This is a genomic window from Microbulbifer mixtoriginis (SeqCode) (genome assembly GCF_052467945.1).
In genome coordinates this window covers 2,945,329-2,971,374 of record NZ_CP174328.1, presented here as the reverse complement: position 1 = coordinate 2,971,374, position 26,046 = coordinate 2,945,329, and the positions used below count along the sequence as shown (strand labels likewise).

25 protein-coding genes are annotated in these 26,046 nt (G+C 52.1%); 11 read left to right on the top strand and 14 right to left on the bottom strand.

The features are described from left to right. Positions 1-35: 35 nt before the first annotated feature. The 4 genes from ACJJIJ_RS13070 (at position 36) to msrB (ending at position 7,123) form a co-directional block, all read left to right on the top strand. Positions 36-647, top strand: coding sequence for a Maf family protein (locus ACJJIJ_RS13070; RefSeq protein WP_444937575.1), 612 nt, complete (start codon positions 36-38; stop codon positions 645-647). Next, entirely contained in the window at positions 644-2,131 is a 1,488-nt protein-coding gene (gene rng, locus ACJJIJ_RS13065; protein ID WP_252083009.1) for a ribonuclease G, read from the top strand. Before ACJJIJ_RS13070 ends, rng begins: the two co-directional genes overlap by 4 nt. Positions 2,132-2,209: 78 nt before the next feature. Beyond that, positions 2,210-6,481: a YhdP family protein gene (locus tag ACJJIJ_RS13060; protein WP_444937574.1), complete on the top strand. Its 4,272-nt coding sequence runs from the start codon at positions 2,210-2,212 to the stop codon at positions 6,479-6,481. Positions 6,482-6,589: 108 nt separating this feature from the next. Further along, positions 6,590-7,123, top strand: a complete 534-nt coding sequence (msrB, locus tag ACJJIJ_RS13055) for a peptide-methionine (R)-S-oxide reductase MsrB (protein WP_252083007.1) — start codon at positions 6,590-6,592, stop codon at positions 7,121-7,123. A 150-nt stretch (positions 7,124-7,273) separates the two neighbouring features. On the opposite strand, the gene yjgA is transcribed toward msrB, so the two are convergent. The 12 genes from yjgA to ACJJIJ_RS12995 form a co-directional block, all read right to left on the bottom strand. Next, positions 7,274-7,783, bottom strand: a complete 510-nt coding sequence (gene yjgA / locus ACJJIJ_RS13050) for a ribosome biogenesis factor YjgA (RefSeq protein ID WP_252083006.1) — start codon at positions 7,781-7,783, stop codon at positions 7,274-7,276. A gap of 64 nt (positions 7,784-7,847) precedes the next feature. Then, positions 7,848-9,215: a magnesium transporter gene (gene mgtE / locus ACJJIJ_RS13045; protein WP_435583621.1), complete on the bottom strand. Its 1,368-nt coding sequence runs from the start codon at positions 9,213-9,215 to the stop codon at positions 7,848-7,850. 106 nt (positions 9,216-9,321) lie between these two features. Continuing rightward, complete coding sequence (locus ACJJIJ_RS13040; protein WP_252083005.1) at positions 9,322-9,591, bottom strand: HPr family phosphocarrier protein; 270 nt, start codon at positions 9,589-9,591, stop codon at positions 9,322-9,324. A gap of 20 nt (positions 9,592-9,611) precedes the next feature. Then, positions 9,612-10,472 carry an RNase adapter RapZ gene (gene rapZ, locus ACJJIJ_RS13035; protein ID WP_252083004.1) on the bottom strand — a complete coding sequence of 287 codons (861 nt, stop codon included), beginning with the start codon at positions 10,470-10,472 and terminating at the stop codon, positions 9,612-9,614. A gap of 127 nt (positions 10,473-10,599) precedes the next feature. After that, entirely contained in the window at positions 10,600-11,061 is a 462-nt protein-coding gene (gene ptsN / locus ACJJIJ_RS13030; RefSeq protein ID WP_444937573.1) for a PTS IIA-like nitrogen regulatory protein PtsN, read from the bottom strand. Between the two features lie 3 nt (positions 11,062-11,064). Continuing rightward, positions 11,065-11,355 (bottom strand): ribosome hibernation-promoting factor, HPF/YfiA family, encoded by a 291-nt coding sequence (hpf, locus tag ACJJIJ_RS13025; RefSeq protein ID WP_252083002.1) that lies wholly within the window; start codon positions 11,353-11,355, stop codon positions 11,065-11,067. A 181-nt stretch (positions 11,356-11,536) separates the two neighbouring features. Beyond that, complete coding sequence (locus ACJJIJ_RS13020) at positions 11,537-12,982, bottom strand: RNA polymerase factor sigma-54 (protein ID WP_252083001.1); 1,446 nt, start codon at positions 12,980-12,982, stop codon at positions 11,537-11,539. 193 nt (positions 12,983-13,175) lie between these two features. Further along, positions 13,176-13,901, bottom strand: coding sequence for an LPS export ABC transporter ATP-binding protein (gene lptB / locus ACJJIJ_RS13015; protein ID WP_444937572.1), 726 nt, complete (start codon positions 13,899-13,901; stop codon positions 13,176-13,178). Positions 13,902-13,993: 92 nt separating this feature from the next. Continuing rightward, positions 13,994-14,542 carry a lipopolysaccharide transport periplasmic protein LptA gene (gene lptA / locus ACJJIJ_RS13010; protein ID WP_444937571.1) on the bottom strand — a complete coding sequence of 183 codons (549 nt, stop codon included), beginning with the start codon at positions 14,540-14,542 and terminating at the stop codon, positions 13,994-13,996. Further along, positions 14,529-15,095, bottom strand: coding sequence for an LPS export ABC transporter periplasmic protein LptC (lptC, locus tag ACJJIJ_RS13005; protein ID WP_252082998.1), 567 nt, complete (start codon positions 15,093-15,095; stop codon positions 14,529-14,531). Before lptC ends, lptA begins: the two co-directional genes overlap by 14 nt. After that, positions 15,095-15,634, bottom strand: coding sequence for a KdsC family phosphatase (locus ACJJIJ_RS13000; protein ID WP_252082997.1), 540 nt, complete (start codon positions 15,632-15,634; stop codon positions 15,095-15,097). The genes lptC and ACJJIJ_RS13000 overlap by 1 nt, the downstream gene beginning before the upstream one ends. A gap of 62 nt (positions 15,635-15,696) precedes the next feature. Then, positions 15,697-16,668, bottom strand: coding sequence for a KpsF/GutQ family sugar-phosphate isomerase (locus tag ACJJIJ_RS12995; RefSeq protein WP_252082996.1), 972 nt, complete (start codon positions 16,666-16,668; stop codon positions 15,697-15,699). Between the two features lie 414 nt (positions 16,669-17,082). Here ACJJIJ_RS12995 and ACJJIJ_RS12990 point away from each other — a divergent pair, with 414 nt between their 5' ends. The 6 genes from ACJJIJ_RS12990 to ACJJIJ_RS12965 all read left to right on the top strand — a co-directional run bounded on the left by ACJJIJ_RS12990 (position 17,083) and on the right by ACJJIJ_RS12965 (position 22,588). Next, positions 17,083-17,736 (top strand): MlaC/ttg2D family ABC transporter substrate-binding protein, encoded by a 654-nt coding sequence (locus ACJJIJ_RS12990; RefSeq protein ID WP_252082995.1) that lies wholly within the window; start codon positions 17,083-17,085, stop codon positions 17,734-17,736. 88 nt (positions 17,737-17,824) lie between these two features. Then, positions 17,825-18,058, top strand: coding sequence for a BolA family protein (locus ACJJIJ_RS12985; RefSeq protein WP_252082994.1), 234 nt, complete (start codon positions 17,825-17,827; stop codon positions 18,056-18,058). Positions 18,059-18,100: 42 nt separating this feature from the next. Continuing rightward, positions 18,101-19,363 (top strand): UDP-N-acetylglucosamine 1-carboxyvinyltransferase, encoded by a 1,263-nt coding sequence (gene murA / locus ACJJIJ_RS12980; protein WP_252082993.1) that lies wholly within the window; start codon positions 18,101-18,103, stop codon positions 19,361-19,363. 59 nt (positions 19,364-19,422) lie between these two features. Next, positions 19,423-20,058 (top strand): ATP phosphoribosyltransferase, encoded by a 636-nt coding sequence (gene hisG, locus ACJJIJ_RS12975; RefSeq protein WP_444937570.1) that lies wholly within the window; start codon positions 19,423-19,425, stop codon positions 20,056-20,058. A gap of 16 nt (positions 20,059-20,074) precedes the next feature. Continuing rightward, entirely contained in the window at positions 20,075-21,382 is a 1,308-nt protein-coding gene (gene hisD, locus ACJJIJ_RS12970) for a histidinol dehydrogenase (RefSeq protein ID WP_444937569.1), read from the top strand. Between the two features lie 42 nt (positions 21,383-21,424). Then, a complete protein-coding gene (locus tag ACJJIJ_RS12965) occupies positions 21,425-22,588 on the top strand; it encodes a hypothetical protein (protein ID WP_444937568.1) in 1,164 nt (387 codons plus the stop codon). Between the two features lie 24 nt (positions 22,589-22,612). Here the strand turns inward: ACJJIJ_RS12965 and ACJJIJ_RS12960 are convergent, their stop codons facing one another. Further along, positions 22,613-23,047, bottom strand: a complete 435-nt coding sequence (locus tag ACJJIJ_RS12960; protein ID WP_252082989.1) for a nuclear transport factor 2 family protein — start codon at positions 23,045-23,047, stop codon at positions 22,613-22,615. A gap of 26 nt (positions 23,048-23,073) precedes the next feature. Continuing rightward, positions 23,074-24,216, bottom strand: a complete 1,143-nt coding sequence (locus ACJJIJ_RS12955; protein ID WP_444886959.1) for a S1C family serine protease — start codon at positions 24,214-24,216, stop codon at positions 23,074-23,076. Positions 24,217-24,819: 603 nt separating this feature from the next. On the opposite strand from ACJJIJ_RS12955, the gene sat reads away from it, so the two are divergent. Continuing rightward, positions 24,820-26,010, top strand: a complete 1,191-nt coding sequence (gene sat, locus ACJJIJ_RS12950) for a sulfate adenylyltransferase (protein WP_444937567.1) — start codon at positions 24,820-24,822, stop codon at positions 26,008-26,010. Positions 26,011-26,046: the final 36 nt, after the last annotated feature.

The following is a 26,046-nucleotide window of genomic DNA, read 5'->3' as shown; positions in this document are numbered from 1 at the left end:
AATCAGCCGCTGGCCCACAGGGAATATGTAGTACAGTGACAATTATCACCTCTTCGAACCGTCTTCTTCTTGCTTCGGGGTCGCCACGTCGAGCCGAATTGCTGGAGCAAATAGGCGTTGTGTTTTCCCAATGCCCGCCCTCGGTGCCTGAGCAGAAAGAAGCTTTAGAGACTCCCCAAGAATATATTCAGCGCTTGGCGCAGGAAAAATCTGTGGCTGGGTTATTGGCGACACCAGAACAGGCCGGGCTCTGGGCCCTGGGGGCCGATACAGTCGTACTTTGTGGTGAGCGTCTCCTGGAGAAACCGCGGGATTTTACTGACTTTGAGTCCATGATGTCGGCCCTATCGGGCAGAGAGCATTCTGTGCTGACTGCGATTTGTCTTCGCAGTCAGCACAGGCAATTCAGCTGTCTGGTGGAAACCCGGGTGCGCTTTCGCCAGTTATCAGTCCAGAGTATTCAAGACTATTGGCACACCGGTGAGCCCGCCGATAAAGCTGGAGGATACGGTATTCAGGGAATGGGAGCCGCGTTAGTGGAGTCTATCAGCGGCAGTTATAGCAATGTGGTTGGCCTGCCCTTGGAGGCGTTAGTTCCGATGCTGGAACAGGCCGGGATTTCTTACTGGCAGGAGGCCAAGTCTTGAGTGAAGAATTGCTGATCAATGTTGCCCCAACAGAGACCCGAGTGGCACTGGTAGAAAATGGTGTGCTACAGGAGGTCTACCTGGAGCGCAGTGCGCGTCGGGGCATTGTTGGCAATATCTATAAGGGCAAGGTGATTCGGGTATTGCCGGGGATGCAGGCGGCTTTTGTGGATATTGGCCTGGAGCGCGCCGGGTTTATCCATGCCTCTGATATCGCCCCCCTGGATGATGATGGGATGGAGTCCAGGGATGCTGAAGTTGCTGATATTCGCGCTCTTGTGCGGGAGGGGCAGCCCCTGGTCGTTCAGGTAGTAAAAGATCCTATTAGCAGTAAAGGCGCGAGACTGACCACCCACTTGTCAGTATCTGCCCGCTATCTCGTCTATATGCCGCAAACCCGTCATATCGGGATCTCCAATCGCATCGAGGATGAGGGCGAGCGCGAGCGCTTGCGTCAGCTGGTGGAGGCCGCCTCGTCACGTCTCGCCGAAGATGGCCTTTCCGCTGATGGAGGCTTTATTTTGCGCACCGTGGCTGAGGGTGTTAGCGAGGAGGAGTTGCTACGGGATATCCCCTTTCTTTACAAACTTTGGGGGGAGTTGGAGCAGCGCATCAAGGAGCGGGTAGTGCCCTCTGTAATTTACGAGGATTTGCCGCTATTTATGCGTGCCCTACGTGATCTTGCGCGCCCTTATACCGAGAAGATTCGTATAGACTCCCGCGAGGCGCACGGTCGCGCGGCAGAATTTGCAGGCAAGTATGCACCAGAAATAGCTGGACGACTCGAGCACTACCCCGGTGAGCGTCCCCTGTTTGATCTGTATGGGGTTGAGGAGGAAATTCGCCGCGCCCTACAGCATAAGGTGACGCTAAAGTCCGGGGGGTATTTAATTGTCGAGCAAACCGAGGCGATGAGTACTATTGACGTCAATACCGGCGCATTTGTAGGTCATCGCAACCTGGAAGAGACTATCTTCAAGACGAATTTGGAGGCGGCAACGGCAATCGCCCGCCAGCTGCGCCTGCGCAACCTCGGGGGAATCATCATTATCGATTTTATCGACATGAAAGACCCTGAGCATCAACGTCAGGTATTGCGCACCCTGGAGAAGGCTCTCGAGCGGGATCACGCTAAGTCGAGTATTACCGGGGTTTCCGAACTCGGTTTGGTAGAGATGACCCGCAAGCGCACGCGGGAATCTCTAGGGCAAATCCTGTGCGAGCCCTGCCCTGTGTGCGAGGGGCGCGGCACTTTAAAGAGTGCGGAAACAGTTTGCTTTGAGATCTTCCGGGAAATTATCCGTGAGGCGCGCGCCTACGATAGTGAAAAAATCATGGTTTTGGCCAGTCAGGTGGTAATCGATCTGCTGCTGGATGAAGAGTCGGCGAATGTCGCCGATCTGGAGGAATTTATTCGCAGGCCCATACAGTTCCAAGTAGAGCCCATTTACAATCAGGAGCAGTACGACATTGTTCTTGTGTAAATCATTATTAGCCTCCTCGCAGTTTTTCGATGCTGGTCGTTGCGATGCCTACGACAGCACCGTGGAAGAGTGGGGGTGATGATGATCTTATTGCGCTGGCTTGCGCGAAAGTTTTGGCTGTTATCGGTAAGCTTGGTGATTGCCCTGGCAATCCTTGTACAAACCGGGCGCCTGCTATCGCCTCAAGTTGAGGAATATCGCCCGCAGATCAGCCGCTGGCTCAGCGGTCAGCTGGGGGTTCCGGTACAGATGGATCGTATCTCCTTGCGCTGGGAAGCTCTGCAAGTCTCATTACAGCTCGATGGCCTACGCCTTGGGCAGAAGGGCGAGTTGCGTATGGGACACGGCCTGTTCCAACTGGATTTGCTCGCCAGCCTATGGAGTCGTGAGTTGGTGTGGAAAGATCTGCAAATGCATGCCTTTTCGGCTGGACTCAGCCGAGATGAGCAGGGCGAGTGGCGTCTGGACGGCTTCCCCGATATCTCCCTAAAGCCTGACGGCAGGGTTGTGTCCAATCCCAAGGCAGCGGACCCGGCACAACTTTTCCAGTTGAGCCCCAAGGTCTGGATTAGCGATGCGGCAATCACTGTCAGGCTGCCTGATGAGCAGGTTGCCGAGCTCAACTTGCCACAAATTTCTCTGGAAAACCGAGGTGATTTTCATCGTCTTACGGCCCGCGCTTTTATCTCCCGCGAAGGCGAAGAGCAGGCTAGCAACACTGAGACTCTCCGCCTGGTGCTGGAGGGGCGTGGTAACCCGCGCAATAAAAAACAATTTTCACTGCGAGGTTATATGCAGCTTAATGAGCTGCTGTTGGACCAGGATATTGTGTCACTACTCCATCAGTTGACCCCGCTACCCGACCGATTTCATTGGAATGGGCGCAAGTGGGCGGATGGACGCCTGTGGCTGCACAGCGATGCGAGCAGTGGTTATCGGTTGGTCGGACGAGTAGACCTTGCTCAGGTATCAAACTTGGATCAGCCAGAAGAGGCGCCGGAGAAAAGCAGTCAGGGTAAAAGTCAGCATGAAAGTAGTGATCTGGTACAAAACAGAGATCACATAATGGCACCTTTACGGGCGCTTTCTGGAGATATTTCTGGTCGCTGGCTGCCCGGTGAACATTGGCGTTTGGCTTTACAGGATACCCAAATCGATTGGCAGGGCTTGCAGATGCCGCCGCTAAACCTGCAGGTTAGTAACGACCTTCAGGGAGTAGCACTGTCCGCAGATGCGATCGATTTAGCGGGATGGAGCGATATTCTCACTCGGTTGGATGTTTTGCAGGGTGCTGCAGGCGAGTGGTTGACGTCCCTGAAGCCTTCGGGCCAGTTGCGACGCTTGCAGCTGCGCAAAGAAGCGCAAGGTGCGGTGAGCCTGAGTGCCAATTTGCACAATATCAGCACGCAGGCATTCCGCGGTGCGCCATCAGTGGCCGGCTTGAGTGGCTACATGGAGTTTGCCGGTAACGATGGCCGGGTGGAATTGGATGGCTCGAACTTGCAAGCAGGGTTTCCAAATCTTTACTCCGAGGCATTCTCTTTTGAGCAAGCCAGCGGTACTTTGGCCTGGAGCCTTAGTAAGGATTCGAATGAAATCAATGTCTTCTCTGGCCCTTTGCTATTAGATGGAAATCTGGGCGAAGTTCGCGGGCAGTTTTTGTTGTCCCTGCCTTTCCGTCCTCAGAGCCGTCCAACGGATTTACTCCTGTCGCTTTCTCTGCGTGATGCGGATGTTGGCGTTCAAGAGAAGCTGGTGCCTACAAATGTCAGTGAAGACTTGCGCAGTTGGTTGAATGAGGGGCTGGGCAACGGAAATCCTGGTCGGGTTGAGACTGCCGCATTTATTTACCGTGGCAGCAGTTATCGCAAAAATGGCAAGGATGAGTCTCTACGTGCGCTGGGGGCTCACAATAAGCGTCAAACAGTACAGTTGGTTGCAGACTTTTCTGGCGCCAATCTTAAGTATGCCGACGAATGGCCTAAGGTTCAGTCTGTTGATGGCCTACTCAGGCTGGATGATGGCAATGTTTCTGTCAGCGCAGACAAGGCCCGTGTTTGGGGAGTGGATGCGCATAAAGTTTTAGTGGAAGTAACCCCACAAAGAGATAAAGGCTCACGTCTGGATGTGACCGCCCAGCTTCAGGGGCCGGCTGCTGATGGTTTGCGCTTGTTGCGCGAATCCCCATTGCGCAAACAGCTCGGCAATGCTTTTGATGAGTGGTTGTTGTCGGGAGATATTCGCGGGCAGCTGAACCTCACTCAGCCCCTGGGTGGCGCTTCAGTATCACCAGCTCAAAGAGTTGAATTGCAGTTGAGTCGTGGTGATTTACAGCTGCAAAATCTGCGCTTGCATGCTGAGGCTCTGGCTGGTGATGTCATTTTTGACAGCGATACTGGCCTCGAAGGTACTAAACTGAAAGGTCAGCTCTGGGGGCGGCCAATAAATGCGAGCATCCGTCATATAGGTGATGCCGATGCGCGCGATACACAGGTGGTCGTGGATGGCAGTGCCAGTACTGAGTCGATCTATAGCTGGAGCCAGCGTCCTGAGCTGAGATGGCTTGAAGGTACCATGGGTTACCAGGCACTTATTACTATCCCAGCAAAATCCAAAGAGGCTCCCTATGCTGCAGTTTTCGAGCTGACCTCAAATCTTGCTGGTGTGGCGGTAAACCTTCCGGAGCCCCTGGCTAAGCCCTCTGAAAGTAAAACGAATTTTGTATTGCGAGCTCCCATTGGTGATCAGGGCAGCTTATTTCACCTGAACTACGGTGAGCACCTGCAAGGGCAGTTTTGGCTGGTGGACGGAGCTCTTGAGCGAGCGGCTATTGCGCTCAATGCCGAGGCAAAATTACCTGAAGAAAGAGGGGTGAGTATCCTTGGCGACATTTCCAATGTTGATTTACCCCGCTGGGAAAAGCTATTGGGCGTTTACCAAGATGACTCATCGGTTGTCGAAGAGTCATCCGCTCGGCCCGAACAAGCACTATCACTGCTTCATAAGGTGCAAGCAAGCAACCTGGATGGCCTGACTGCACTTCCCCAAAGTGGACAGACAACTGACAATGTTTCCAGTCCACTGCCGATTAGTCTCGACCTAAGCACGGATAGCCTGCAATTGGGCACAGTGGCTATTGAGCATATTCATGTCACTGGTGGAGGAGTGGGTTCAAAGTGGCAGTTAGATTTTGATAGTGAAATGGCGGCGGGAAGACTTTCGGGAACGCTCGGTGGGCAAAAACCTCTGCGTTTAAAGTTGGCGCATTTACGCCTTCCTGCTCCTGAAGAAAGGCAGACTATTTCCGGCGCTACATTGGCTGAGCAGCCCTTTGCGGAAGAGTTGTTGGACCCCTGGGCAGATTTTAATTTTCAGACGCTGCCAGCTCTGGATTTCAGCACGGAAAGCCTGCGAGTGGGGGGTGAGGAGCTCGGGCGCTGGTCTTTTGAAGTTCGGCCATCCGAAGACCGCCTGGTTCTAAGCGATATTCGCGGTAGTGTCCGCGGGTTTCATCTGCAGGGACGTGGTGGTGGTGAAAAAGCCTTGGGAGCGCAATTGATGTGGATGCGCGATGCGGAGGGCAATAATTCCTCTCAATTTATTGGGCGCCTGGCAGCCGATGATCTCGCTGATATTCAGCGTGAGATGGGGCATGAACCGCTTATTGAAAGTAAGTCTGCGACCTTTGATACAGCCTTGCGCTGGGATGGGTCTCCGGCCATGGCCAAGGGTAGTTTGCTCTCCGGAGATTTGAAAATAGATATTCGTGATGGCCGCTTCCTTCGTTCCACCGGTACTGCTGGCTCAACGGTCTTGCGGTTGTTATCGCTGTTTAATTTCGATACCTGGGCGCGCCGCTTGCGCTTGGATTTCTCCGACCTTTATAAGAGTGGTATGGCATTCGACCGGGTGCGAGGAGAGGTCGTGTTTGAAGGGGATGGGCAATTGTTGATTGCAGTGCCTATTCAGGTTGAGGGGCCAACCAGTGAGCTGCAGATGGCGGGAAGGGTCAATTTATTGCGGGAAGATTTGGATTTGACCCTGGTGGCGACTTTGCCAGTAAGTAACAACCTAGCCCTGGTTGCCGCTCTTGCTGGGGGATTGCCGGCTGCGGCAGGCGTTTATCTCATTAGTAAAGCGTTTAAAAAGCAGGTGAAGAAGATGGCCAGTGTGAGTTATCGCATCAGCGGTGACTGGGCTGCCCCTCAAATGCGTTTTGAGAGACTCTTTGATGGAGATGGTGCAGAGCGTCAGGGGGCCGCCTCTGAGGCTGCTGGGAAACAGGCAAAACCGGATCGGGGAATCAGTCGTGCACCAACGCCTCTTTTGGCGGATGAAGCGGGCTCTTAGCCTGTTTATTGGGAGGATACACTTCCAGAAAGAGCTCACAATTGCATGTGCATCTAGTTCTCTATCCTATTAGGTAGGTATAACTGAGTGAGGACAGGAGTTTGCAAGATGGTGAGGTCCCCGGCCTTATGGCCCCTGTTGGTGTTTGCCCTGGTTCTATCGGCCTGCTCTGAGGCTGATGACCAAAGAATCCAGAATATGACAGTGGCGGAAGCCAAATCACGTATAGCCGAAGGCAAAGGGCTAGAGCAGATCCCCAAGTCGGTATGGAAGCAGCTACTCCCCGAGGACCGTTACAAGGTTCTCTGGCAGGGAGATACGGAGCGGGCTTTTAGTGGCAAATTGTTATACAACGAAAAAGAAGGTGTTTATGTCACCGCAGGCTGCCGTCTGCCGGTTTTTAGTTCAAAGCACAAGTTTAAATCGGGTACTGGTTGGCCCAGCTTTTGGGATGTGGCCTATCCGCAGAATATCGTATTAAAGGATGATTTCAGTTGGGGGCTCAGGCGCACAGAGGTATTGTCCAAATGTGGAGAGCACCTGGGGCATGTGTTTAAGGATGGTCCACCACCGACAAACCTACGGTATTGCTTGAACTCGCTGGCCTTGGATTTTGAGCCGGCCGGGGATGTCAAACAATAATCGCTAGATCTCATACTATCTTTGTCTGATTTTTGGTTTGAGCGAGTCTCTTTTGTAGTTTTAATTGATGCAATTTGGCTTTGGTATAAGTCAATGGAGTTTATGGGCGGAGCAGGGCCGCCCGTGTGATATGCGCTGGGTGAATGAGAACTACTGTGATGCCTGAATAAAGAAATCACGCAGGTAGCGGAACAGCTTGCGCTGATTGCTGGGTGGTTTGCTGTTTTTGATCTCGCGCAGGGAGTCGCGTACCAATTGCCGTAAATGCTGATGGTCTATCTGAGGGTACTGGTCAAAAAAGGTACCCTGGGCACTATTACCTTCTTCGAGTAGGCGTCTGCGCCAGTCTTCGGCCATTTTGTCGAAGCGCAGGTGCTGCTGGTCTCGCTCTTTAAATTTATTCAGCACGGCTTCTATCGCTTCGTGATCTGCACTGCGCATCAGCTTGCCAATATATTGCATTTGGCGACGGCGAGCCTCGTTGGACTTGATTCGTCCCAAGGTGTCTATTGCCTCGCGCATATCCTCATCAATGGGCACCTCGGCGAGCTGGGCTTTAGATAGTTCGGTTAATTGCTTCCCCAGGGCCTGCAGCTCGTGCATCTCCTGTTTTACCTGCGTTTTGCTCTTGGGCAGGTCTTCATCGTCGTATTCGTACATCTTCAGTTCCGTATAAAAGTTCCGGATTGTACCGGCTCTGTTTGAGCGGGGAGTGTATTGCCTTTCAGCCAAAATACCAGGTGGCGAGGCCAAGGAAGGACATGAACCCCACCACATCGGTGACGGTTGTCAGTGCGACACTACCGGCTAATGCTGGATCGATTTTTATTGCCCGCAATACAACCGGTAAGATTGCTCCTGCCATCGCTGCCACAATCAAATTGATTACCATGGCCGCAACAATAATGACCGCAATGGTAATGTCGTCAAACCAGAGTGCAGCGATTAGCCCCATCACCAGAGACCAAAGCAGGGCATTAAGGCATGCAGAGCCGAGCTCCCGCGAGAGTAGCCAACTGAGGTTACTTTTGCCAATCTGGCCCAGAGCCATACCCCTGATCACCACGGTGAGTGTCTGGCTGCCGGCCACCCCCCCCATACTTGCGACAATCGGCATCAATACCGCCAGGGCAACGACCTTTTCCAGCGTATTCTGGAACAGACTGATTACCCATGAGGCGAGAAGGGCTGTGAGCAGATTGATACCGAGCCAGAGGGCGCGCCTGCGCGCAGTGCGCCTTACCGGAGCAAAGGTGTCCTCTTCTTCATCGAGGCCCGCCATACTCATCAGGGAGTGGTCGGCGTCTTCGCGAATAACATCGACGATATCGTCGATTGTAATTCGACCCAGCAGGCGGTTGTGTTCATCCACTACTGGTGCGGTGATCCAGTCATACTTTTCAAACAACCGGGCCACCTCTGTATCGCGCATATCGGCGGGAATTGGCTCCACATCAGTATTGACGACCTCGCGTACCGTGACAGAGGGGTCTGTAGTGAGAAGCTTTGAAAGCGGTAGCAGCCCGATATATTGGCCACGTCGGTTGACTACAAATAAGCTATCTGTGGATTCCGGCAGCTGCTCATGGCGGCGCAGGTAGCGCAGCACCACATCCAAGCTTAAGTTGGGGCGCACCGAGATAGTATCGGTGTCCATTAAGCCGCCAGCGGTATTCTCATCGTAAGCGAGTACGCTTTCCACCCGCAGGCGGTCGGTTTCGCTCATTGCTGAGAGGACTTCAGAGACGACGCGTTCGGGGAGCTGCTGAAGGATATCCGCGATATCGTCCGCATCCAGCCCCTCCATAATCTCCACCATCTCCTCGGTATCCATGGTATCGAGGATTTGACTGCGCACTTCATCGGTGAGCTCTTGCAGTACCTCACCTTCGACATCCCGATCGATCAGATTCCACAGAACCTGGCGAATACGCGGGGGGGAGCTTTCCAATAGCTGCGCAATACTCTGCGGGGTCAGGGTTTTGAGCATGCGCCGGACTTCCTGCCCGGTGCCACTATCGAGGGCGGCGAACAACTCGCTGAGCTGGTTTTGCGCGCGGAACTTGATTTCGGCTTGGGGTGGGCTGGACACGATAAATCCTTACTGCTCAGCGGTGTTTAGGGAGTAGAGACCATAAGAAAGTCGCGGCGTTATTACGCCATGGCGGACTCTATCCAGAGCCGCTCGCCTTTGCAAATTACTCGGCTTCTCCAAAGCGCTCTGAGACGAGAGTGCTGATAGCTCCGAGTGCGTCACTCTCATCACGGCCCTCAACCTCCAGCTCCAACTCTGTGCCCTGCCCGGCGGCAAGTAACATAAGTGCCATAACACTCTTGCCATCCACCGATCTATCGCCACAGTGCACTTTGATGTTGGAGGAAAAGCGGGCAGAGGTTTGGGCAAACTTACTGGCTGCGCGAGCGTGCAGCCCGAGCTTGTTAATGATGGTGAGGCGCTGTTTTTGCATAGGTAGCGGATTTGTATGGACTATCTCTGTTGCTCGCGGTGACGGACTTGAATATTGCCAAATTTGTGGAGAAAAGTGCGTGCCAGTTGTTCAACCATATAAACTGAGCGGTGTCTTCCTCCGGTGCAGCCAATGGAGATACAGGTGTAGCTGCGATTGCTCTCTTGGAAAGAGGGTAGCCAGTTCTCTAAGAAACCGGTGATATCTGCTTCCATCTTGTTAGTTTTGGGGTGGGAGCGTAAAAATTCGGCTACTTCATGGTCCAACCCGGTTTTTTTCCTAAGATTGGGTTCCCAGTAGGGATTTGGTAAGCAGCGTAAGTCGAACATCAGGTCGGCATCCACTGGCACCCCATATTTAAAGCCGAAAGACTGGAAAAGTATTGCCATCCCTTCCGAATGTCCGCCCACCACGCGGCTTCTAATCAGCTCCCGTAACTCGTGCAAACCGAGGCTACTGGTATCTATCACCATATCCGCTATGGCTGAGACGGGTGTTAGCAGCTCTCTTTCTTGTTTCAAGGCTTCGAGTAAGTGGGTGCAATCATTGCTCAGGGGGTGTTTGCGGCGGGTCTCGCTGAAGCGTTGTACCAGTACAGGTTCGCGGGCGTCCAGGTAGATTACATCACACTCTACGCCGGTACTGCGCAGGGCTTCAATAACACGGGGGGCCTGTTTGATATCCTGCCAGAGGTTGCGAGCGTCTATTCCCAGGGCAAGGGGGGTGTCCCCTTTAGTCGTTTGCTGCTCAGCCCGCTTGATGAGTTCGGGTAGTAGGCTAATCGGCAGATTGTCGATGCAGTTAAAGCCCGCATCTTCGAGCAGTTGAAGTGCGGAGCTTTTACCAGAGCCGGAGCGGCCGCTGATGATAATCAAGCGCATGGGGACCCCCTCTTTTTAGCTCTTTATACCATTTAATCGTTAATTAAATGGTGTTTATATTCCTGGCGGTAATTTATAAGTCGTGACTCTGGAATCGGATTACCAGGATATGAGCGCAAAGCTAGAATCAGGCTGCTGCGGCTGAGTCTATAGCTAGGGCATAGAGTGCGTCGCTAGTGTCAGCCTGCCTCAACTTGTCCCGGACCTGGCTGTTAGAGAAGAGCGCAGCGATTTCTGCCAGTGTATCTAGATGTTGTTGTTCCGAATCTTCAGGAACCAGCAAGACAAAGAGCAGATCGACAGGCTGTCGGTCGATAGCGTCGAAATCTATGGCGGGTTCTATAGTGCAAAGTACGCCAATGGGGTGCTCACATCCAGGAAGACGGCAGTGGGGGATAGCCACACCTTCGCCAATTCCTGTGGAGCCTAGACGCTCGCGCGCGATCAGTTGGTTGAATATGATGTCAGAGTCATGCTGTGGATATTGTTCGGCTACAGCCTGGGCGATATTGAGCAGCAATTTCTTTTTGCTGCTCCCCGCCAGATGGCAAAGGCTGAGGCGGGGAGAGAGTAAAGCTTCCAGTGTCATAGTTCAGCGGTGGTTCTGCAACTTCTCTTTGTGTTTTTTCAGTTGGCGGTCCAGCTTGTCTGTAAGCGAATCAATGGCCGCATACATGTCCTTGTCTTCCGAACCCGCGCAAAGGTCGTGACCATTGATATGTACCCGGGCTTCGGCTTTCTGGATCAGCTTGTCTATGGATAGGATGACTTGCGCGTTGGTTATATTGTCATAATGCCTTGAGAGCTTTTCCAGCTTGTTCTCACAGTAGCTGCGCATTGGCGAGGTAACGTCGACGTGGTGACCACTAATATTGATCTGCATGGATTTCTCCTTACCAGGTGCATCACATTACGGCGAGCCTCCTTTCGGGTCGCAACCCTACTAGGAAGTGGCCCAGAATGGAAGGATACACTCAAAGTTTGGAGTTCGGTTGCGAAGGTGTAGTAATTTGTGCCAGGTTATGACTTGGCCTACCTCATGAGTCGAAACCCAAGCGGCCCCTTCAGACCAAGCGTTTTCGCTCGCTGGAGGAGGGAATTCCCATTGACTCGCGGTATTTCGCCACAGTGCGGCGGGCTACTTTAATACCTTGTTTATCGAGCTCTAGGGTAATTTTGTTATCTGAGAGCGGCTTGCGCGGGGTCTCTGCGTCAATCAGCTTGCGGATCAGTGCACGGATAGCAGTTGAAGAGGCATCCTCACCGGAGTCTGTGCTGACGTGGCTCGAAAAGAAATACTTGAGCTCAAACACGCCGCGAGGCGTGAGCATGTACTTCTGGGTGGTCACCCTAGATATGGTCGATTCATGCATGCCAATAGATTCAGCAACATCTGCCAGCACCATAGGTCGCATGGCTTCCGGACCTTCCTCAAAAAAACCTTGCTGCTTTTCGACAATACAGTTGGCTACTTTCAGTAAAGTCTCGTGGCGACTCTGCAGGCTTTTCATAAACCAGCGTGCTTCTTGCAGGTGATCCCGCAAAAAATTGTTATCTCTGGAGTTGTCGGCACGCTTGACCAGGGAGGCGTAGTGGTCATTGATACGGATCTTTGGGGTGATCTCTGCATTCAATTCTACGTGCCAGCGAAGGGTTTTGCGGGAAACGACAATATCTGGAATTACATAGTCCGGCTCTTGCCCACCATAGCTCTCTCCCGGACTGGGGTTTAAGGTCTGGATTAGGCGAATGGCCTCGCCTAGCTGGGCTTCAGTGAGTCGTGTGCGTCGACTCAACTGGCGAAAATCCCTTTTGCCAAGTAAGTCCAAGTGTTTCTCAATAATGTTTTGCGCTTGGCTTAGCCAAGGGGTATTTCGCGGCAACTGCTGCAGTTGTAATTGCAGGCATTCTTTGAGATCCCGAGCCCCGCAGCCAGCGGGATCAAACTGCTGAATAGCCTTCAGAACCGCGAGCACCTCATCTTCATCGATCGATAAAGAGGTGGCGACATCCTGCACAGAAGTACCAAGGAGGCCGCTGGGGGCTATGCCATCAATTAAGTTTTCACCGATCCATTTATCCTGCTCAGATAAGGGGGTCAAGTTCAGCTGCCAGCGTAGATGATCCTGAAGGCCGATGGAGGTGGAGTTACGCTCATAGCTGGAGGAATCTAACTCGTGGCTGCCGCTGTTATTGGTGTAGATATCATCCCAGCGCGAGTCGACGGGCAGCTCATCAGGAATTGCCTGGTCCCAGTCCCCCTCGGCCAGTTCGCGCTCTTCTACCGGCTGTGTTGTGTTTTCCGGTGTTTGTTCAGACTGTGGCTGATTTTCATCCACCTTGACGGATTGCTCTTCGCTATCCGCTTCCAGCATTGGGTTGTTGTCCAGTGCTGCCTGGACCTCCTGCTGCAGATCGAGTGTGGAGAGTTGCAGTAGGCGAATTGCTTGCTGCAACTGGGGGGTCATGGTCAGCTGTGTGCCGAGCTTGAGCTGGAGAGACTGCTTCATAGTGGAGCGCCGCAGGCCGATAAGACAGGGTGTCGATCAAATTGTCCTAAGATGGCGCAGACTACCCCTCTCTTCAATCTATTACAAGCAATAAGCGTGCCGGTCCTGGCATGATAGCTGGTGCTATGTTTCCAGAATTATGATTATTCCCGTCTTAAGTGAAGAATTTAAGGACAGAAATTGGTGGTTAGCCTCAAATAGTGAATTCGTGTCCCAAATAAACTTCGCGCACCTGTTGGTTGGCGAGAACCTCATCCGGCGTGCCTGCAGCGATGATATGACCTTCACTGACAATGTAAGCGGTCTCACAGATATCCAGCGTTTCGCGAACATTATGGTTTGTGATTAGTACGCCAATATCGCGATCACGCAGGTGGCGGATTATCTCCTTGATATCGTTCACCGATATGGGGTCTACCCCAGCAAAGGGCTCGTCCAACAGGACGAAGCCGGGGTTGGTGGCCAGAGCGCGGGCAATCTCAACTCGGCGTCGTTCTCCACCAGAGAGGGCCATACCCAGGCTTTGCGCGATATGGGTTATATTAAATTCCTCAAGTAGTGCTTGGGCCTGTTGTTGCCGCTCGTCTCTTGAGAGGTCCTTGCGGGTTTCAAGGATTGCTAAGATATTGTCTTTTACCGTCAAGCGGCGAAATACAGAGGCTTCTTGGGGGAGATAACCGATACCTTTGCGTGCGCGTCCGTGCATGGATAGCCGGGTTATATCCTCATCGTCGATCATCACCCTGCCAGCGTCGGCCTGCACCAGCCCGGCAATCATATAAAAGCAGGTTGTTTTGCCGGCACCGTTGGGGCCGAGGAGGCCGACAACCTGTCCACTGGAAACACTGACGGTGACATCCTGGACAACTTTTCTTTTTTTATACTGTTTCGCGAGATGTAACGCTTTGAGCGTTGGCATAGTGTGTACCGAATCTATCCATGCCGCGGGCAGAGTGATGCCCGCTGGTGCAATAATATTTGTTACTTATGATGAGGTATTAAGTAGAGGGTTTACTGGCCTTGATTATCATTGGCGTCTTGCGAGCTCTCTTTCTTCTCGGGTTTCCAGGTCATCTCTACACGCCCTTTCCCAGTTTGGCCCTTGGCGCTCATTTGCTCGGTAGTGAGGTCGTAGTCAATTTTTTCCGCTGTCAGTGTGTTGCCTTCCCGGTCAACATGGGCTTTACCGGTTAGTTGCAACTCCTCAGAGCCCACTTGATATACAATGCGTTGGGCTCTGGCTTTTACGGGGTTCTCGCCCTGGAGGATCTTTTGCTGGAAATGTGCGGGTTTGCCCACGGCCACTACACGACTAATCTCCTTTTCTGGAGTGAAATAAACCTCAACGCGGTCTGCCCGTATTTTTAAAGAGCCCTGAGTTATAACAACATTATTGCTATATACCACCAAGTTATTATTTAGACCTGCATTCATTGCATCAGAGCTGATATTGATCCGCTGTTGGCGGTCCTCAGGCAGTGCAAAAGCTGATGAGGCTGTGAGCAGGAGCGCTGCGATGGTGGAGACTTTTAACAGGTGGTGGTAATTAGTCAGTGTCATAGATGCTCTTTACATCGGATAGGATTTCCATCCGGTCTTCATTCAAGTAAGCGCGCATGCCTTTGCCGGTGGTGCGGTTTGGGCCAGAGCTTATAGTAACAACTTTGTCTGTCTCGGCGAATTCCTTCGCGGGGAGAATCGTAATACTGGATGTTTCCAATTTGATGCCACCTGGGGTGGGTAGTTCATCAATTTCTACATCGCCACTCAGGACTACTCGTTCACCGCGATTGTGTGCCACCCCTTCTCGGGACTCGGTACGCCATTTAGGCTGGTCATCTTGGTAAAAAACCATGCGAGGTTCGGTCAGGTCTGCCCGGTCACGGCGTTTAAACTGGTAGTAGGTTATCTGGTCCGCGTCCACGCGATAGGCTAGATTTCCTTCCTCATTAAAGTGGCGTGTTTTGGCATTTCGGATGATTAGCTCTGCCGCTTTGTCATGCTGCTGGGGGGTAGGTCGAACCCCCAGCAGCTGATCAGGTGGGCTCTCTGAAAGCCACAGGCCAACACTGATTAGCGATATTACTAATAGCAGCGGTAGCCAGGTGCGCATTATTTCTCTCCAATGTAGGGGGCGAGGGCAGAATCAAATGTTCCCTGGGCCAGCATAATTCGATCACAAGCTTCGCGCACTGCACCTTCACCACCGCAGGCTCGAGTTACCCACAGGGCACGTTCCATGACTGGAGAAGCTGCATTGGGAGGAGCTATGGGGCAGCCGATACGGGTCATAACCAGTAGGTCAGGATAGTCGTCGCCAATATAGGCGATATCTTCCAGGCGGCATGACTCGTCGGACAAGAGTTCCTGCAGTGCAGTAAATTTGTCCTCGCGCCCTTGGATCAGTTTAGTGATGCCAAGATCGTGAGCGCGGCGTTCCACTACTGAGCTGCGTCGCCCTGTAATAATGGCTACTCGAACCCCGGAATTTTGCAGCATTTTAATGCCGTGCCCATCGAGTGTATTGAAGGTCTTCAGCTCATTGCCGTTATTGTCGAAATAGAGCTTGCCATCGGTGAGGACGCCATCTACATCCAATACCAACCAGCGTACCTTCTGCAGTGCAGAGTTTATTTTTTCTTCTGAAACCACCAGGTTAATCCTTCCGAAATGTCTGTGAGGTGCTAATTTGCGCCGTCATTTATTTGATTATCTCAGATTACGCCGGCGCGTAATATATCGTGCATATGTAAAACACCTACGGGGTGGTGGGCTTTATCCTCCACGACGAGTGCGGTGATTTTGTAGTCTTCCATAATTCGCAGTGCTTCAGCAGCCAGGGTTTCGGCAGATACCGTTTTGGGAAGGCGGCTCATCACTTGATCCATTGTGGCCTTACCCAGCTCGATTTTGTGGTCGATCACTCGTCGTAGATCCCCGTCGGTGAACACACCGAGCAGCTCACCTTTGGAATCGACAATAGTGGTCATACCAAACCCTTTACTGGTCATTTCTAGTAGGGCCTTAGATAGCAAAGTATCGGGTTGGACCTGGGGTAACTCCTCTCCTGCGTGCATAACATCTTCAACCTTGAGTAACAGACGTCTACCGAGGGCTCCTCCTGGATGGGAAAATGCGAAATCTTCAGCTGTAAAGCCTCTCGCTTCCAGTAGGGCTACAGCTAGAGCATCACCCATAACCAGTGTGACAGTGGTTGATGAGGTTGGTGCTAGATTAAGAGGGCAGGCTTCCGTTTGCACCGAAATATCCAGGTTTACCTCTGCAGCTTGTGCTAATGGCGAATCCGTCTTCCCTGTCATGCTGATCATGGGGATACCCAGGCGTTTCAGTAATGGCAGTAGAGTAAGTACCTCTGCGGAAGAGCCTGAATTAGAGATAGATATCACTAAGTCGTCGCGAGTGATCATTCCCAGGTCGCCATGGCTCGCTTCCCCTGGATGAACGAAAAAACTTGGGGTGCCAGTACTGGCAAGGGTGGCCGCTATTTTGCGTCCGATATGCCCTGATTTACCCATGCCAGTTACGATGGTACGTCCGGGGCACTGTAGGATCATCTCGCAGGCGCGCTGGAAGTCGCCGTTGATCCGGTGTTCCAGTGCGGCAACAGCTTCCGTTTCCATTCGCACGGTGCGCTGCCCGGCCTGCAATATCAAATCCTGGGTCATTGGGTGCCTCTGAATTACTGACTTCTAATTTAAGAGTTTCTAATTTTATAAGGTAAAAAAGTGATGACTTATCTTCGTCCGGTTTTATGGTGAGCCCTTTGAGCGTTAGGGGGCAGACTTTATCAACTATGTTTGACGCAGTTGTCCCTGCGATTGTCGTGCTAATCTAAATACGAACACCCAACAGGCACGTATGGAAACCGGTCGCCTGCCGGAGTGTCAAATGACACGCTCGTACACTGCCACACCACCGGGCGCGGTCATGGTATAGTCTGCCGCCGCTGCTGTCAGCTATGTCACTCAGCGGATGAACGACAAATTCCCATTTACTGGGACTGATTGCCAGCAGCTTCGTCATGGCACTTATTTACGCTGTGTGCGTCCAAGGAATGATTTGCTAATTGGAGAGTATTTGTGAATACATCATTTTGGATTGGTCGGTACGGTTTTTCCCGGTGGCTAAGATTTGTACTTTGCGCAGTATTGGTATCTGCTGTGGTCCCCGCTGCAAATGCCGATCAAAACCCCTATGTAATGATTGAAGGGGTTTCCCAAAAACTGTTGAGTGTGATTCGCTCAAATGCCCAATATGCCAACTCTGATCCGCAGAGATATTACAGCGCTATTGAGGGGGTCCTGACGCCGGTTGTGGATTTTGATTTTATCGCGCGCGGTGTTATGGGGCGTTATGCCAAACAGGCGACTGCATCCCAGCGCTCCCGTTTTTCCAGTGCTTTTCGTCGAGATCTGGTGGCAACATTTGCTCGGGGTGTAGCAAATTTTGGCGACCTCGATGTGAAAGTGGTCAACCCGGGAACTTTGCCCAGTGGGAACCGGGTTAATGTTTTACAGGAAGTGCGCAGCAAAGAGGGTATTACCAAAGTTTCTTATACTCTGGTGCGTAACCGCGCGGGAGAGTGGAAGCTGATTAACGTTATCTTAAATGGCGTTAATTTGGGTAAAACTTTCCGCAGTCAGTTTTCTCAATCTATGCAGTCTTATGGGGATATCGACAAGGTAATCTCCAACTGGTCCGCAGGACAGGATGTTGCCGATAAAGTGAGCTAGTCGGCGAACTTCAGGGTGCGCAGCTGCGCACCCTTCATGATTCAAGTACACTTGCGTGATGTTTTTTTAACTAACGCAAATCCCACCTATGCAACCAGATGAAATCAAAACCCTCATTGAGGGTCATATCCCCGAGAGTAATGTCGAGGTCTCCTTTGAAGGTAGCCACCTAATGGTGACTGTGGTGAGCAGCGCCTTTGAAGGCCTAAGCCGCTTGAAAAAGCAACAGCTAGTTTATGCGGCGCTAAATGACAAAATTGCCGACGGCACTTTACACGCCGTGCAAATGCAGACCCTTACTCCAGAAGAAGCCAGTCGATAACCTGTTGCCTGTATTTAGGCGACTCCCGAAATACGAGACCGAATGGATAAGTTAATAATAGAGGGTGGTAGCCCAGTTTCCGGCACCCTGCGAATTTCTGGTGCGAAGAATTCCGCTTTGCCAATTTTGGCCGCAGCACTTTTGGCCGATGGTCCGGTACATATTCATAACCTGCCACACCTTAATGACATCACCACGATGATCACCCTGCTGCGCTGTATGGGGTGTGATGTCACAATTGATGAGAAGCTGGGTGTTGAAATAGACCCCCGTTCGGTCAACGATCTGACGGCGCCCTACGAGCTGGTGAAAACCATGCGCGCCTCTATTTTGGTTTTGGGCCCGCTATTGGCCCGCCACGGCGTAGCTAATGTCTCTTTCCCTGGCGGCTGTGCGATCGGCAGTCGTCCGGTGGATATCCACCTGAAAGGGCTGGAGGCGATGGGTGCAGAAATAACCATTGACGGGGGTTTTATCCGGGCCCGCTCCAATGGCCGCCTTAAAGGCGCCAATATCGTTATGGAGAAGGTTACTGTCGGTGGTACAGAAAACCTGCTGATGGCGGCAGTTTTGGCAGAGGGCACCACGGTGTTGCACAATGCCGCGCGCGAACCTGAGATCGTCGACCTGGCAGAATTCCTAATTGCCATGGGAGCACAGATAGAGGGTGTTGGCACTGACACTATGCGCATCCACGGCGTCCCCAAGTTGACCCCTTGCACCTTTACCGTTATGCCGGATCGCATCGAAACTGGCACTTTTCTTGCCGCTGCGGCAGCAGCTCGTGGCAAGGTTCGGCTTCTGCATACTCGTGCGGACATCCTCGATGCGGTATTAGTGAAGTTTGAGGAGGCTGGCGCACACCTGAGCTGTGGTGATGACTGGATTGAGTTGGATATGAAGGGCAACCGCCCTAAGGCGGTGAGTTTCCGCACCGCACCTTACCCAGCTTTCCCCACCGACATGCAGTCGCAGTTTACCGCTATGAATGCCGTAGCTGAGGGTAAAGGCGCTGTGGTGGAGACTATTTTTGAGAATCGACTGATCCAGGTTCATGAGTTGAACCGTATGGGTGCTGATATCACCCTTGAGGGTAATACGGCTTTCGTCACAGGTGTTGAGAAGCTTAAAGGAGCACCCGTGATGGCCTCGGATTTACGCGCTTCGGCAAGCCTGGTGATTGCGGGTATGGTTGCTGAGGGCACTACCACAGTCGACCGTATCTACCATATAGACCGGGGTTATGAATGTATTGAGGAAAAATTACAGCAACTGGGGGCGAGTATTCGCCGAGTACCTGGTTAGCAAGTTGAGACGGCCGCCCCTTAGGTCGGGGCGGCTCTCGAAGAAGAGCCGGCTTAATAATGACTATGCAAATCACCATCGCCTTGACCAAGGGGCGTATCCTGCAAGAAACCTTACCTTTGCTCGCAGCGGCGGGTCTGGAACCACTTGAAGACCTAGGGAAAAGCCGCAAGCTGATTTTCCCCACCAACTGCGAGGGGGTGCGTCTGCTTCTCTTGCGTGGTGTCGATGTTCCCACGTATGTGCAGCATGGCGCTGCGGATATGGGGGTTGCTGGTAAAGATACTCTGCTGGAACATCATGCCGACGGTATTTATGAACCTCTTGATCTCGGTATTGCGCGCTGTCGTCTGATGACCGCAGGGGTGAAGGGGGCGGTTCTGCCGACGGGGCGGATAAAAGTGGCAACAAAATTTGTTGAGAGCGCCAAGCGACATTACGCTGCTCAAGGGCGGCAGGCGGACATTATTAAGCTGTATGGCGCAATGGAGTTAGCTCCATTGATGGATCTTGCCGATGAAATTGTAGATATAGTCGATAGTGGCAATACCTTAAAAGCCAATGGCCTTGAAGCTCGTGAAATGATTGCGCATATCAGTAGCCGCTTGATTGTCAATAAGGCCGCCATGAAGATGAAGTATCAGCCAATCAGTGAGCTGATTGAAAAATTGTCGACAGCTGTCGCGCAGAACTAGAAGATTTTTAGACGTTATGACTCGCAAGTTTATTGGTCGGCTAAGTGCCGTTGACACGGATTTTGATGGGCAATTAAAGCAGTTGCTCGCTTGGGAGGCGGTGGCCAATAAACAGGTCGAGGAGATAGTTGCAGAAATTCTGCAGCAGGTGCGCAATCGAGGGGATGCTGCGGTTATTGAATATACCAACCGTTTTGATCGCCGTAATCTTATTGGAGCAGAAGACTTTTGTTTAACTCCACAAGCGCTGACTGAGGCTCTTGCCCGTATTGGAGTTGAGGAGCGTGAGGCCCTTGAAGTCTCCGCCCGGCGCGTACGTGAATACCATGAACACCAAAAGCAGGGCTCCTGGCGCTATACCGAGGCAGACGGCACAGTACTGGGTCAGCAGATTACTCCAATGGAGCGTGTTGGCATTTATGTACCTGGGGGTAAAGCCAGTTACCCTTCATCGGTATTAATGAATGCTATTCCGGCAAAGGTTGCTGGCGTGGATTCAGTGGCTATGGTGGTTCCGGCTCCCGAGGGCGAGATCAGTGATTTGGTTCTGGCCGCGGCAGCGATTGCCGAAGTGGATCAAATGTTCACTATTGGTGGTGCACAGGCGGTGGCCGCACTGGCTTATGGCACCGAAACGATTGCCTCGGTAGATAAGATCGTTGGCCCCGGTAATATCTTTGTGGCTAGTGCCAAGCGCGCGGTCTTTGGCCATGTGGCAATAGACATGATCGCCGGGCCCTCGGAAATACTTGTTATTTGTGATGGGGCCACCGATCCAGATTGGATCGCGATGGATCTGCTGTCCCAGGCCGAACACGATGAGCAGGCGCAGGCGATTCTGCTATGCCCTGACGCAGAATTTCTCGATGCGGTGGAGTCATCCCTTGAAAGGCAGCTGGCAGAGTTGCCTCGCGCAACAATAGCAGCCAAGTCACTAATGGATCGCGGTGCTCTGATTCTGGTGGACTCTCTTGAGCAGGCAATAAAAATCTCTAATCGTATTGCTCCCGAACATTTGGAAGTTTCTGTGGCTGATCCTGAATCTTTGTTGCCGCAAATTCGCCATGCCGGTGCGATTTTCCTGGGCCGCTATACTGCAGAAGCTCTGGGGGACTATTGCGCGGGGCCCAACCATGTGCTGCCTACCAGTGGTACCGCAAGATTCTCCTCACCCCTGGGTGTTTACGATTTTCAGAAACGCAGTTCGATTATTTATTGTTCCCCACAAGGTGCCGATCAGCTTGGTCGTGTAGCTGCCACCCTCGCTTGTGGTGAAGGGTTGGAAGCCCATGCTCGCTCTGCCACCTTTCGGATCAAGAAATAAACGAATACCTTATCGCGGTAACTGGCACCAGTAAGGCACATCATGCGTAAATTACTTCTGTGTTTAGTCGCCCTTATCCTGGTTGGTTGTGTGACGGCTGATGAATATAGCGTTGAAAAATATTCAGGGTTTGAGCAGAGCCTTCCCGCCCTATCCCTATTCGCCAAGATGCCTGGTGAGGATTTTGAACGGCGCTGTAACGACTATTCCGAAAGTTCTCTGCTCAAATATTGTCAGTATGGTGTAGTGGACTACACGGAACTATTGGGGCAGCTGGAAGCCTCCACGGCCTTTAGTTCTGTGTACTCTGGTAACGACGATATTCCTTACCAATTACTGGTAACTTCTGCCGGTTATTCTGAGGAGGGGATAGAGGATATCGGTGAGGCGGTTATAGCAGGTGCCACTTTGATGTTGGCTCCTATGCGTACCACGCAGGATATCCATATCGATGCAATCCTGACTTGGCACGGCCTACCCTTGAAGCGTTATCAATTAGAGTTTCCGTTCACAACGAAAATAAGCCTGTTTACTTCTCCGCTTGCCGCAAAGCGAGATTTAGCCAAAGTGGTAGCAGGGGAGCTGATAGCTTTACTGCAGGAAGATAGGGTTATGGCTCCAGAATATCTCTATCAATCCATTGGAGCGAGTGACTACCACTCGGCTCTGAATTTGCCGGAGTCTGTCGGTGAGTATGTGAGCAACCCCCTTGTGCTTGCTAGCCACCCGTTATTTGGGGCTCAAACGCGCTACGTGCACCGTCAGTTTCAGTTCGATTCTGTAGATGTTTTTGTCTACCCAATCCCCAATTGGGAGTGGGGAGATCTGAAGCAGGCGCAGGTTGAGGAGCTGGATAGGGTTCGCCAGGAACTTGAGCTGGTCGAGAGGGAAGCTCAGTGGCAGGTGTTGGATCTCAGCGAGGAGGCTTCAGAAATATGGCGCGTACAGGGGCAGGACATGCCCGTGACCAGGCTTTCCGGTTATTTCCTCGCCGCAGATGGGGAGCGCTTTGATACCCATACCTATTTATTTGTACGCAAGGATAAATTTATTAAGGTGCGAGCTTCTTTTTCCGGGGAGGGGAGAAGCAGGGAGGAGGTAGAGACTTTTGCTAGGGGGCTAATTGCCCAGGCGAATGTACCCAGTGAATCCCGATTTATGGCTAATGTTCGCGAGAATTGGCGGGAAAAGCGGGCCGGGGACTAGCCTGGCCCACGCAATATCCTATTTCTACTGGCTTCCTTCTCTGGGAATTTGGGTTGCCTGCCAGGCGATTACAAACCAGTCTCCCTGGCGTTTCACAAAAGTGCCTGTATTTAAATAATAGTTTTTCTTTCCTTTGACACTATCGTTGGCGACTAATTTGAAAGCTACTACTGCCGTATCTCCAAGTAGGCGAATATCGATATCCTCTGCGGCGTAGTTCACTGTTATGGGCTCATCGCCAGCTGTCTCCATGCCCTGCATGATTTTTGCTTTGCCAAATCGCTTTCCCGCGGAGCTGGTATAGACAAGGTCATCAGCCCAAAAGCGCTGATGGGCCTCGGCACTGCTGGCAGCATTATCGATAAAATAATGTAGTAGTTTTTGGAGTTCCTCTTTGTCATCGGCCCAGCATTGCCCGGCAACAAGAATCGCGAGGATGGTAAGGATGATTGTGCGCATAGGTTGTCTCCCTGTTCCCCGGCAGGCTATTCCACAGGGGTTGTTGTATCTGGTTTGACTGACACGGTAGCTTCCACGGTATGAGACTGCCCCTCTCGAGTAAAGGTAATGGAGATGGTGTCTCCAGGACGCAGGGTTGCCATGGTGGCCTCACCTTGCTTTCCGTCGCCAATGGGGAGTCCATCGATATGGGTGATCACATCTCCAGGTTTGAGTCCGGCGTTATGAGCTGGGCTCTCATTGTAGATGGCAGTAATCATGACGCCGCCGGTGGAGAGGAGATTGAATTCCTTAGCCATCTGCGGGCTGATTGCGCTGGCTTCGATGCCTAGCCAGCCGGGTACAACGCGGCCGTAAGCAATAATGTCCTGCATTACTTTAAAAGCGATATTGGCGGGAATGGCGAAGCTGATCCCGCCGGAGTAGCCGGACTGGTTGAGAATAGAAGTGTTAATGCCGAGCAGGCGCCCGCGAGAGTCCACCAATGCGCCACCGGAGTTACCCGGATTCACGGCAGCGTCAGTTTGCAAGAAATTCTGTAGGTGGCTTCCGGTGCCGGAGTTTTCCAAGTGGCGTCCCTTGGCGCTAATGATGCCTTGGGTGACCGTCTGGCCAACCCCAAAAGGGTTGCCAATAGCCAGAACTACATCGCCTACTTGAGCGGATTCGGGCTCACCAACTGAGATAGAAGTTAGGTTGTCGAGTTCGATTTTCAAAACGGCCAAGTCAAAGTCGGCATCGCTACCGACCATGCGAGCCTGTGCCTCGCGGCCATCGGCGAGCAAGATGACAATAGCGTCTGCCTGGTCGACCACATGGTGGTTGGTGAGAATATAGCCGTTGTCACTGACAATAACCCCAGAACCAAGGTTCGACTGCATGCGTTCCCTCTGTGGGACGTTCATATTGTCGAACAAACGGCGAAAAAGGGGGTCATTAAACAGTGGGTGTTGCCGCTGTGGTAGTGCCATGCGGGTATAAATGTTAACTACAGCGGGACCAGCCATATTGACTGCTTGGGCATAGGAAACCGGCCCCTGCCAATCCTCCTGGGGAGGTGTAGGGTTTGTGCCGCGCAACTGCGGAAATATGACCAATAGTAGTGCGGCCATAGCCAAACCTATCAGGGCAGGCAGGGCCCAATCCTGTAAAAAGCGATTTTGGGACACTCGAGACTCCTCATTTGCGCTGATTATACACACCTCTCGCTGGGGATTCGCCGAGTACAGCCTTGCTGCAGTTTCGGTGATTGGTTCAGGGTGAGTTAGGGGGCTGCGAGGAGTTTTCTATCCCCCTAGTGACTATTGAGGGTGCGTTAGTGGGGGTATTTAAAAGATCAGCATCAATGACTTCTGTTTAGAAGCCTTCAAGGCAGTCCATTCATATGCTTGCCAGTGTTTATAGTTACCCTGTGCTCCCCAGAAGGCTTATTGAGCTTGATCGGGGGGGTAAGCTGACTTTTCTCGCCCCAGTTCTTATATCTATGCCCTATTGATGTTGACAGCCCCAAACGGATATTCGGGGATATTTTCCCAGTGTTTATTTCCTGGCTAGATTACCCGCAGCCTTTACTTCGAATATATGTACGATCTTTTAAAAATTGTGTTTTGGTAGAGCATCAATTCCTTAGAGCATTATTGTTGTTTGGTGGGCTATAGGGGGAGCTATACTCCCCCACTCTGTATAGGTTTGACATTGGTCAGCCTTTATAGATGCGTATAATGGCCAGCCGATAATTGACTAACCGGCAAATTTTGTATTTGGAGACCAAAATGTCCTTAGTTCGTCCCCACGGCAGTGTTGAGCTGCAGCCTCGCTTTGTTTATGACAGCGAGCGGCATCACCAGCTGATGCATGAGGCGGAGTCGTTGCCCTCTATTGTGGTTAGCTCTGCCGCTGCTGCTAATGCAGTCATGCTGGGAGCGGGCTATTTCAACCCCTTACACGGTTATATGAACTTGGCCGATGCGCTGAGTGTTGCTGCCACCTTGCGCACAGTCGACGGCCTCTTTTGGCCTGTGCCGGTGTTGAATGTTGTTGAAGACACCAGTGCTATTGAGGGGGCATCTCGAATCGCTTTGCGGGACCCGAATGTTGAGGGTAACCCGGTGCTGGCGATCATGGATGTGGAATTGATTGAAACCGTATCCGATGAGCAGATGGATGCTATGGCCGAGCAGGTCTTTGGCACCCTGGATGATAAGCATCCCGGTGTAGCCACCTTTAAATCCGCTGGTCGCCAGTTAATTTCTGGCCCTATCGAAGTACTGAACTTTAGTTATTTTATTAACGACTTCCCGGATACCTTCCGCACAGCGGTAGAAATTCGCAATGAATTTGCCGAGCGTGGTTGGAGCAAAGTGGTGGCCTTCCAAACCCGCAACCCTATGCATCGCGCCCATGAAGAGTTGTGTAAGATGGCTCTTGAAGCGGTAGAGGCAGATGGTGTCCTGATTCATATGTTGCTGGGGCAGTTAAAGCCCGGTGATATCCCCGCGCCGGTACGCGATGCCTCGATTCGCAAGATGGTCGAGCTCTACTTCCCTGCTAATACCGTAATGGTGACCGGTTACGGTTTTGACATGCTCTATGCTGGTCCTCGCGAAGCCGTGCTGCACGCGTTGTTCCGCCAGAACTGTGGTTGTAGCCACCTGATTGTAGGTCGAGATCACGCTGGTGTTGGAGATTACTACGGTGCCTTCGATGCGCAGACTATTTTCGATGAGAAGGTACCTGAGGGTGCTTTGGAAATCGAAATCTTCCGAGCCGATCACACGGCCTACTCAAAGAAGCTCAATAAAGTTGTGATGATGCGTGATGTACCAGATCACACTAAGGAAGACTTTATTCTGCTGTCTGGAACCAAGGTACGTGAAATGCTGGGGGATGGCATTGCGCCGCCTCCGGAGTTCTCCCGCCCGGAAGTGGCGCAGATCCTGATGGATTATTATCAGAGTCTGTAAGTTTACAACTTAATGAAAAAGGCGGGATATCCCGCC

Coding starts and splice junctions, on each gene's coding strand:
- ACJJIJ_RS13060 (WP_444937574.1), top strand. CDS start 2,210: ATGATGATCTTATTGCGCTGGCTTGCGCGAAAGTTTTGGCTGTTATCG.
- msrB (WP_252083007.1), top strand. CDS start 6,590: ATGGTGAGGTCCCCGGCCTTATGGCCCCTGTTGGTGTTTGCCCTGGTT.
- yjgA (WP_252083006.1), bottom strand. CDS start 7,783: ATGTACGAATACGACGATGAAGACCTGCCCAAGAGCAAAACGCAGGTA.
- ACJJIJ_RS13040 (WP_252083005.1), bottom strand. CDS start 9,591: ATGCAAAAACAGCGCCTCACCATCATTAACAAGCTCGGGCTGCACGCT.
- rapZ (WP_252083004.1), bottom strand. CDS start 10,472: ATGCGCTTGATTATCATCAGCGGCCGCTCCGGCTCTGGTAAAAGCTCC.
- ptsN (WP_444937573.1), bottom strand. CDS start 11,061: ATGACACTGGAAGCTTTACTCTCTCCCCGCCTCAGCCTTTGCCATCTG.
- hpf (WP_252083002.1), bottom strand. CDS start 11,355: ATGCAGATCAATATTAGTGGTCACCACGTCGACGTTACCTCGCCAATG.
- ACJJIJ_RS13020 (WP_252083001.1), bottom strand. CDS start 12,982: ATGAAGCAGTCTCTCCAGCTCAAGCTCGGCACACAGCTGACCATGACC.
- lptB (WP_444937572.1), bottom strand. CDS start 13,901: ATGCCAACGCTCAAAGCGTTACATCTCGCGAAACAGTATAAAAAAAGA.
- lptA (WP_444937571.1), bottom strand. CDS start 14,542: ATGACACTGACTAATTACCACCACCTGTTAAAAGTCTCCACCATCGCA.
- lptC (WP_252082998.1), bottom strand. CDS start 15,095: ATGCGCACCTGGCTACCGCTGCTATTAGTAATATCGCTAATCAGTGTT.
- ACJJIJ_RS12995 (WP_252082996.1), bottom strand. CDS start 16,668: ATGACCCAGGATTTGATATTGCAGGCCGGGCAGCGCACCGTGCGAATG.
- ACJJIJ_RS12985 (WP_252082994.1), top strand. CDS start 17,825: ATGCAACCAGATGAAATCAAAACCCTCATTGAGGGTCATATCCCCGAG.
- murA (WP_252082993.1), top strand. CDS start 18,101: ATGGATAAGTTAATAATAGAGGGTGGTAGCCCAGTTTCCGGCACCCTG.
- hisG (WP_444937570.1), top strand. CDS start 19,423: ATGACTATGCAAATCACCATCGCCTTGACCAAGGGGCGTATCCTGCAA.
- hisD (WP_444937569.1), top strand. CDS start 20,075: ATGACTCGCAAGTTTATTGGTCGGCTAAGTGCCGTTGACACGGATTTT.
- ACJJIJ_RS12965 (WP_444937568.1), top strand. CDS start 21,425: ATGCGTAAATTACTTCTGTGTTTAGTCGCCCTTATCCTGGTTGGTTGT.
- ACJJIJ_RS12960 (WP_252082989.1), bottom strand. CDS start 23,047: ATGCGCACAATCATCCTTACCATCCTCGCGATTCTTGTTGCCGGGCAA.
- sat (WP_444937567.1), top strand. CDS start 24,820: ATGTCCTTAGTTCGTCCCCACGGCAGTGTTGAGCTGCAGCCTCGCTTT.